The 5378-nt window shown below is 63.6% G+C and carries 5 protein-coding genes; all 5 read left to right on the plus strand.

Annotated features, from left to right (window positions below; genetic code table 11):
* Positions 1 to 258 (plus strand): hypothetical protein (locus Q0654_RS13395; protein ID WP_298854607.1); only part of this gene is annotated, 258 nt, incomplete at its 5' end.
* A gap of 265 nt (positions 259 to 523) precedes the next feature.
* Positions 524 to 943, plus strand: a complete 420-nt coding sequence (locus tag Q0654_RS13400; protein WP_298854609.1) for a type I restriction-modification system subunit M N-terminal domain-containing protein — start codon at positions 524 to 526, stop codon at positions 941 to 943.
* Positions 944 to 984: 41 nt separating this feature from the next.
* The gene (locus Q0654_RS13405) at positions 985 to 1359 is read left to right on the plus strand and encodes a 3'-5' exonuclease (RefSeq protein WP_298854611.1); all 375 of its coding nucleotides are present in this window, start codon (positions 985 to 987) and stop codon (positions 1357 to 1359) included.
* A gap of 1186 nt (positions 1360 to 2545) precedes the next feature.
* Positions 2546 to 3226, plus strand: a complete 681-nt coding sequence (locus Q0654_RS13410) for a hypothetical protein (RefSeq protein WP_298854613.1) — start codon at positions 2546 to 2548, stop codon at positions 3224 to 3226.
* Positions 3223 to 5094 carry a hypothetical protein gene (locus Q0654_RS13415; protein ID WP_298854615.1) on the plus strand — a complete coding sequence of 624 codons (1872 nt, stop codon included), beginning with the start codon at positions 3223 to 3225 and terminating at the stop codon, positions 5092 to 5094. Before Q0654_RS13410 ends, Q0654_RS13415 begins: the two co-directional genes overlap by 4 nt.
* Positions 5095 to 5378 lie beyond the last annotated feature (284 nt).

Below are 5378 nucleotides of genomic sequence, written 5' to 3' on the forward strand. Positions count from 1 at the left end.
CTCCTCGATGGCTGTCTAACATTCCATCGGGTCCAAGAACCTGGGGGCAAGACACTGCGCGACAACATCTACCGGGAGCTGTTGAAGAGGGCCTCGTATGCCGCATCACCCATGTCTAGAGGCTGCAGCCTGCCCCCGTTCAGTCCATTGCCACACTCTGCTGCCGGCCAGCTCTTCGCCCAGTACATGATCCGACTGGGCGAGGCCTTCTGGACCAAGCCGCCCACCGTCTCCACCATCTCGAAGGTGGGCGGCTGACGCCCTAAGCGGCGCCGCAAGCGAGCACGCACCCAGCAGTGCAGGCCGCGCTTCGCACGACCCTTGACCTCCACAGACACTGCGTGGTCGGAGTGCACTACTCTCCGAGCGCCAGCGGCGCCGCCGGCTTTCGGGGGTTGGCCTGTAGAGCCTAGCCCGACACACTCTCACTCCCTGCGACTCACGCTCTGCAGCATCATCGGCCGCTGCGGTCTGCAGCCTGTCTGCCGCGTACGCGTTTCGCCTATTGAATTCCGTGGAGCCCATGAATCATCAAGCCCTGTCGTCTTTCATCTGGTCCGTCGCCGATCTGCTGCGCGGCGACTACAGGCAGTCCGAGTACGGGCGCGTCATCCCGCCCTTCACCGTGCTGCGGCGCCTCGACTGCGTGCTGGAGCCCACCAAGGCCGCGGTGCTGGAAGAGTTCGAGTCGAAATCCAAGGCGAGCCTGAACCCCGAGCCCTTCCTGCTGCGCAAGGCAGGTACGAGCTTCTACAACACCTCGAAGCTGGACCTGGCGCGCCTGCTGGGCGACCAGGCACTGCGGTTTGCGACGCAGGATCTGCCCGAGCTGGCCAGCATGCCGGCTCCGGTGCGATTGCTTCGCGAGTACCTGCCGGCCTCGATGCGCGCCCAGAGGCCGCCCAAGGGATCGGCTTCGAGGCGATCGCGTAGTTCATCCTGAGCCAGGTGCGTTGGCAGGGAAAATCCAAGACACCCTCCGCGGTGCTTGAGACCGAGCGCACGCGCCTGAGCAACTGCGTCGAGCGCTTCCGCACCGTTAAGTCCGACGACCTGCGCGGGTTTATCCGCAGGCTCGAAACTGCCGAGGAAAAGCAGACCAGGACCGGGCCGCGCGTGATGACCCTGCATGGCAGCAAGAGCCTTGAGTTCGATCGCGTCTGGCTCATGCCCTGCGAGCCCCGCGTGCTGCCGCCCAGCTCGGCGATCGGCAAGGTGCTCGATGAGGAGCGCCGGCTCATGTACGTCAGCATGACCCGTGCGCGCTTCGAGCTCACGGTTTCCCACTGCACGGCGGACAACGCCGCGGCCAGCGAGTTCATCGAGCAGGCGGGGCTGTTCTCAGCCAGTCGGGCGTAGCGTGTCGCACCCGGTGGGTCTTGGAGCTCTCGTCTGGAGCCGTTCGACAACGCTGGTTCACGTGTTTCCCCGCTCAATCGCACTTGAATCGACGGGCCAAATCGCGGATCGCCCTTTAAGAGTCACACCCCTCAGGGGAATGGCGAGGTCCCAACCAAAATACATCCCTTCTGCCGCAGCAGATTCTTCGATTAGTGGTCGTCCACTCCGATAATGACCCAACCAGATTCGGTTTAATGGCGCAGACTATCGGCAGGATGCTCAAAAAAAATAGTTGACAGGTTGCCGCGCTCTGCCGCTGAATCAGGCCCCGGTGCCCGGATGATGGCGGCGCCTGAATTTGGCAGCTGTGTGGGAGGTCAGGGGGAGCCTACGGTTTTCGGGGGGGGGGGCTCAGCGCAATGGTACGTCAGGCGAAAAAACGAATATCCATGAAACTGAAGCGCGCCAGACAGCGGAGTGCCACGGCAGAAAAAATAAGGCATCTCCGGTTGTCTGCGCTTGCTGGGTGTCGCAGGAAGCACAAGCCCGATCTATATGAGTCCTCTAATCGAACTGACTGGAGCTGCTCGAAAAGCACGCCCGACTCTCGTGCACCTCCGAACCGCACCTCTAGCATTGACATGCTGGTGGAGCGAGCGCTCGGGCAGGGAGCATTTGACGCTGCTGGGTTCAGACGCCGAAACGATTTCAGGCAGCGATGGCAAGCGTGCCGAGCGTCATGTCGAGCGACTGCTCGCTGCCGCTAGCGATGGGAGCATCAAGCTTGTCTAGACGACCGAGGGTACGGTAAGGAGATCGTCTCGGCGAGCCAACTCTTCGTGGATGCGTGTCGCTACCGCGCGTCCGATTCCCTCACCGCTGACCCCGCGCAACGCGTGGATTGGAGACCTCACCAGACATCTCGCTGCGGCACGAACTCGTAAGCCCCACCCTTGAAAATGAAAGCCCCCTTCTGGCGCTACACCAGAAAGGGGCCGTTCCGCTGAGGTGCAGCTCGTGCCCCCACGGTACCCCATTTTCACGGACTGTGTCGATACCCCACAGGGGGGTGTCGCGGGCGCTTGTGGCCTGGAGAACGTGAAATGAACCGTTTTGCTCGATCGGGTACGCGCTTGAGTGCGCGAAAGGTCGCGTCGTGGGCGCGGTCGAAAATGCTCCTCTTCTTGGAAGCGGCGGTGTGCGCATGAGCGCCGTCGCAAGGGGCGCCCTGCCCTACCAACCCCGCACGCTCGGCCTGCATGAGTTGCAGGCGGAGGACGTGTACAGCTTCTACTCCCCCAAATGCGGGCGCCTCGTGCGCGTCATCGGCCTTCCCAGGTTGCTGGTCGCCCTGGAACTCGAATTCGACCCCTCCGTCGAGGTCTTCATCGAGCGTCCGCGCACGCTGGTAGTGGACCAACAGGAAGTGGAGTTCTCCTGGTGGCATCGCCACCGCGGTGGACGGGAACACCTGACGCTCGTCGTGCGAGCGCCTGAAACCGTGATGGGCAGCGGTGGGCGCGCGCGCCATCGTCAGGCCGAGGCACTCCTCGCCGCGGCGGAAGCGGCACGGTTGCCTTTGCGCTTCGTCTGCGAAGCGGAGATGCCACTGCGAGGAGCGCGCGCGACCAATCAGTTCCGCTTGTTACCGAGTGTGCAGGGGGCGCACAGGCTCAGCAGCCGCCAAGCGCTACGGCAGCGTGTGCTGGAGGTCGTGAGCACGCGCGAGCGGCTGCGCGTAGATCAGATCGAACAGCAGCTCGGCGGCTTCTCCACGGCTGACCTGAGCTGCGGCCTAGCGGATCTGATCCACAGCGGCGAGGTGGGGATCGACTGGGACAAGCCGTTGGGCGCCTCCTCCCTGACGTGGAGGATCGAGTCGTGACGGACATCGAAACTGACTCAGAGCTATTGTCGTGGGCGCGACCGGACGAATCGTTGTTCGACGACCGGCGGCGCGGCGCCTACCGACGCAATGTCGCCGCAGTCACGAGCGTGAAGAAGGGCATGACGGTACGCGATGCTGCGCGCTTGCATGGCACCAACCGCGGCACGTTGAGCTCGATCATGCAGATGGTAGACGAACTCGCGCCGGATGGGCGTGCGTGGGGCTTCAGAGCCTGCGTGCCCTGGCGCCGCCGGAGTCGAGGCGTAAACGTCAAGTGCGTCGAGGTACCCGCGGGCCCGGGACCGCATGCTTTGGTTCGGCTGCTGCACGCTCTGCAAGCCGTCTCGACGCTGGTCGAAAAGTACAAAGGCCCGCTGCCGAGGCGCAATCGACCGGCGGATGCGTTCGAGAAGTTCTTCGACAAGTTCAAGGAACTCTTGGTGCAGGCCGGCGCGAGCGGCAAGTTCCCGCTGAACACACCCGATCAGGGCCGCCGTGCCCTGATGCGTCACCTGCTGGTCCAGCGCCGCCGGACGCTCAACGGAAATCTGCTGCAGCCTGAGGCAGATGCGCCTCAAGCACACCGACTCGCCGACCTGATCGCATTGGCACCGCTGGATCAGGTCGAGGTCGATGGCCACAAGACCGACGTCAATTGGCGCTTGCAGGCACCGGGACCCGACGGGACGACCGTCATGGTGGATGTGCCCTGCATCTGGTTGCTCGTGATGGTCGATTCCGTTTCATTCGCCGTCTACGCCTGGCATCTGGTCGTCGGCCGGAAGTACAGCCAACACGATCTGCTCGAGCTGCATGCCCGCGCGCTCACGCCATGGGCACCGCGTGCGCTGGTCTCGCCTGACATGAATTACGACGTGCAGGCATGGATGCCGAGTTCGGGACTAGCTTCGAACGAGATCCTGCGGCCGGCGTGCGACTCGATGGACAACGATTCGGCTCACACCTCCAAGCTGAGCACCGAGAGCCTCTCGTCGTTCCAGCTGGGCATCGTCAACCTGGGTCCCGCAGGCATTCCGGAACGGCGTCCTCACGTCGAGGCGTTCTTCAAGATGATAGAAGAGCGTGTCTATCGGCGACTTGCCGGCGGGTTTCGGCCGGCCGGCGCAATGACTGATGACGCCACTCGCGCGAATGCGTTGAATCCAAACGATTACCCGCTCGATCTCATTGCCCTCGAAGACCTAACGGACGTCGTCATCTCCCGCTACAACGTGACCGCCCACGGCGGCCTACAGGGGCGTTCCCCGCGCGATGTCCACGAGGGCTACCTGCGCTCACGCCCTTGGCTAACGCGTCTCAGCCAGACACCGGAGGACGTGCGCGCACTCCGCACGCTCCGCAAGAAGGTGTTCATACGCGGTAGCCAGAAGGATCGTGTCTTACCCCACGTACATTGGGAGAACGCGATCTATCGGTCGCCACGCCTGAAAGGACGCTGGGATCTGATCGGCAAGTCCTACATGGCCCGGCTGCTGAGCACCGACCTTCGCGAGATGGCGCTTTACGACCTCGACACCGGGGAATTAGTGGTGGTGCTGCGGGCGCTGTCTCCGTGGCATAGATCGCCACACGACATCTACGTGCGGCGCCGTGCAAAGGCCTGGCGGGATCGTGGCCTGCTCAAGTACGAGAACGCGGACGATGCGGTCGAGGCCTACCACGCCTACGTCCGTGATCACGCCTGGCGCAATCCAGGGGCAGCCGAGGGCTTGGCGCGCCCTCGCCCGTCAACGCCGGCGAGCTCGAACAAGCCGGCGACCCTGCCGACGGCGGGCAATCCGCTTGCCGGGCTGGTGCCGCGGACGGGACCCGTCTCGTTCGTACGTCCCAAACGCAATCCCTGACGCTCCGCGCCGCAGCGATCGAGCATTGCGGCGTCCAACAGACCCAATTCCTTCACAGCAGGGCGTTCGGCAGCGCCGGGCGCTAGGAGTTCCCATGGATGACACGAAGCTTCCCCGGCCTAACCTCGAAACCAACAACAGCATCCCGCGCGAGCCCCCGTCTCCTCTCGAATCCGGCCCTACTTGTTGGGGTGCTCTAGGTGACCATCCCATGTTTCAGATCATCGAGCGTGTCTTGCCCCCAGGTTCTTGGACCCGATGGAATGTTAGACAGCCATCGAGGA

This window comes from uncultured Aquimonas sp., assembly GCF_937888285.1.
GTDB lineage: Bacteria > Pseudomonadota > Gammaproteobacteria > Xanthomonadales > Xanthomonadaceae > Aquimonas.